Origin of the sequence: Chamaesiphon sp. VAR_69_metabat_338 (assembly GCF_031423935.1) — a bacterium.
Taxonomy (GTDB): domain Bacteria; phylum Cyanobacteriota; class Cyanobacteriia; order Cyanobacteriales; family Chamaesiphonaceae; genus Chamaesiphon.
In genome coordinates, this window is record NZ_JANPGM010000243.1 from 1 (window position 1) to 3272 (window position 3272).

The 3272-nt window shown below is 48.0% G+C and carries 2 protein-coding genes and 1 pseudogene; all 3 read left to right on the plus strand.

Features of this window, described 5'->3' with window-relative positions; translation table 11 throughout:
- Positions 1-192: 192 nt before the first annotated feature.
- Entirely contained in the window at positions 193-1344 is a 1152-nt protein-coding gene (locus tag RMO84_RS07160; protein WP_310487781.1) for a glycosyltransferase family 4 protein, read from the plus strand.
- On the plus strand, positions 1338-2312 hold the full coding sequence (locus RMO84_RS07165; protein ID WP_310487782.1) for a glycosyltransferase: 975 nt from the start codon (positions 1338-1340) through the stop codon (positions 2310-2312). Before RMO84_RS07160 ends, RMO84_RS07165 begins: the two co-directional genes overlap by 7 nt.
- Positions 2313-2502: 190 nt before the next feature.
- Positions 2503-3272: pseudogene (locus tag RMO84_RS07170) on the plus strand (O-antigen ligase domain-containing protein); the annotation flags it as partial.

Sequence of the window (3272 nt, forward strand, 5' to 3'; positions counted from 1 at the left end):
TTATTCGGGGGGAACCCCCGAATAAAAACGCCGCAAGTGAAGCACCTTTTCAAGACAGGCGGACTTCGCACCATGAGCCGAGACTTCAATTCTCCAGGCTCTTCATATCCCAAACTGACGTTAACTATAGCTCGTTGGCGAAGCCTCTCCTCTGGAGAATCGATCGTCCACTTAATTTCAGGAAAAGTGCTAATGAAAATTTGTATAGTGACCCATTGTGTCATTAGAGGCGACGGTCAAGGGCGGGTGAATTATGAGGTCGCTGGGGAGGCTTTACGTCAAGGACATCAACTTACGTTGATTGCTAGTGCGATTAGTCCCGAACTGGCACAGCATCCCCAGGTTACTTGGATACCGATTATTGTCAAACAAATACCAACAGAACTACTGCGTAATGTCCTCTTTTCACTCAAAAGTTTGGCTTGGTTGCGGCAACATCAGGCGGAATTTGATGTGGTCAAAGTTAATGGCGCGATCGCGTCTGTTCGATCGGATGTCAACGCGGTGCATTTCGTTCATAGTTCCTGGTGGAAGTCGCCTTTTCATGTTTGGCACCAACGACGGGATCTCTATGGTGCCTACCAGTGGCTCTATACAGCCTTAAATGCGTACTGGGAAAAGACCGCTTTCGATCGAGCTAAATTGGTGGTAGTGGTATCTGAAAAGGTCAAGCAAGAGGTGTTGGCAATTGGGATTCCAGAGCATCGAATCAGGGTAATCGCCAACGGTGTCGATCTAGAGGAGTTTGCTCCCAATTTAGTGGATTCTCCCTTGGAGAGGCTCCGCCAACGACAACAGTTGGGACTGCCAGAAGATGTGCCGCTGGCTCTGTTCGTCGGGGATATTCGCATCTCTCGCAAAAATCTGGATACGATTCTACGTGCTTTGGTAAATGTGCCGCAGTTGCATTTGGCGATCGCGGGTGCGCCTGACGGTCGCAACTTCTACCCACACTTAGCGAACGAGTTAGGACTTAACAATAGAGTGCATTTCCTCGGCTTTCGATCGGATGTTGCTGCTTTGATGCAAAGTGCAGATATGTTTGTATTTCCATCTCGGTACGAACCCTTTGGGTTGGTGTTGCTAGAGGCGATGGCTTATCAGTTGCCAGTAATTACGGCGACATCTACTGGTGCCGCAGATATTGTCACTCCTGAATGTGGTTTCGTTTTGACTGATCCCAACAATGTCCAGGCACTCGGCTCTGCCTTGGATCGCTTGACTGGAGATACCGTCGCTAGTCACAAAATGGGCAAAGCCGCCCGTTTGGTAGCAAAGCAATATAGCTGGACAAACATGGCTGACAGCTATATGGAACTCTTTAGGGAGGTGAGTAGATGTTAAAACTAACTGTCGTGGTGCCTACTTATCGGCGACCGATCGATCTAGCCCGTTGTTTAACCGCCTTGCAACAGCAGCACCGCCCAGCCGATGAGGTCATTGCGATCGTTCGGGATCTGGATACAGTTACCTGGAATTTTCTACACGATTTCGATCGCAATAACTTGGCGTTACAAATCGCCACTGTCAGAGTTCCTGGCGTAATTGCGGCGATGAATCTCGGCTTGACTCAAGCTCAGGGGGAAATCGTTGCTTTTACCGACGATGATGCGGCTCCTCACCCAGATTGGTTAGCGCGGATAGAAACTCACTTTCTCACGAACGATCGCGTGGGGGGTGTTGGTGGTAGAGATTGGGTGCGCGAAGATGGCAAGCTGCTCGACGATGCTCGATCGATCGTCGGGAAAGTGCAGTGGTTTGGCCGGACGATCGGCAATCATCATCTGGGGGTAGGCGCAGCCAGAGAGGTGGATATTTTAAAGGGGGTGAATATGAGCTGGCGAAAACAAGCGATCGCGCATTTACGATTTGACGATCGGCTGCAAGGATCTGGTGCCCAAGCGCATTTTGAAATTGCCTTTAGTCTGGCCGTCCAGCAGGCGGGGTGGTCGATTATCTACGATCCCCTCGTCGCCGTCGATCACTATCCCGCCTCTCGATCGACCGCAGACCCCCGATTGAGTCAAAGCCAGCACAGCCAATTTAACGCCACTGCAATGACAGCGGCTATTCACAACGAAACTCTGGGTCTACTCGACCATTTCCCCTGGGTGAATCGCGTTATTTTTCTGCTCTGGGCGGTCTCGATCGGCACGCGAATTTCGCCAGGACTGCTTCAGTATCTAAGATTGGTGCCGCAAGAGGGCTTCCTGGCTAGGGATAAATGGTGGGCTAGTTTGCAGGGACGCTGGCAAGGATGGCAAACCTGGCAGCGATCCAAACAATCGCGATCGTGCTTAAAGGATGTTTGAGAAGTAGTAGGTTGGGTGGCGCGTAGCAAAACCCAACTCACACACCAACATCCTAGAATTGTTGGGTTTCGCGGGCTTCAACCCAACCTACCCTAAAAGAGTTATCTCAACAATCCAATTATCTGCTTGGTGCGCTAAACCGTCGGGAAACAAAGGCGGGCGCGCATCCGCAATTATCAATTAATTCAATATGACTAATACAGCTCAACTCGATCGGTCTCCTTCTCTGCAACCAAAGCCGATCTATGCTTGGAGTATCATCGGCGGATTTACGATCCTGACAACACTTTGCCTACTGGCTCGTTTCAGTAATATCTTACAAATTGCTTTTCCAGTAAGTACTTTTTTCATAGGTATTTTCCTGTATTTTAGATATCCGATCCTTTATCTAGGATTTAACTGGTGGATTTGGTTTTTGTCTCCACTGGTATCTCGGTTAGTTGAATATCAAAATAACTTAGCAGATTCAGGCTTTCGCTTAATTATCTTGTCACCCTACTTAGTCACAATTTGTACTGGCATCAGCTTCTTTCGCTACATGCCAAAACTTTATAAACGCGAGGGTTTGCCTTTTCTTTTGGCATTTATTTCGCTGATGTATGCTCTCCTAATTGGCATCGCTCAAGGCAACTCAGTAATTAAAGTTATTCAAGGAATTTTGAGTTGGCTGCCTGGAATTTTTCTAGGATTTCATCTGTTAGCTAATTGGCAATCGTATCCTGCTTATCGAGAAAATACTCAAAAAGTCTTTTATTGGGGTGTGTTAGTAATGGGAATTTATGGAATCTTTCAGTATATTGTTGCCCCTGACTGGGATAAGTTCTGGCTAGCAAATGCACAGGATTTGCAGTTGTGTTGCGGTTGGCCTGAACCGTTTATGATGCGGGTTTGGAGCACACTCAATTATCCCTTTACTTTTGGCTATGCCATGATGGCATGTCTACTTGTATTGCTTAGTTG

Coding starts and splice junctions, on each gene's coding strand:
- RMO84_RS07160 (WP_310487781.1), top strand. CDS start 193: ATGAAAATTTGTATAGTGACCCATTGTGTCATTAGAGGCGACGGTCAA.
- RMO84_RS07165 (WP_310487782.1), top strand. CDS start 1,338: ATGTTAAAACTAACTGTCGTGGTGCCTACTTATCGGCGACCGATCGAT.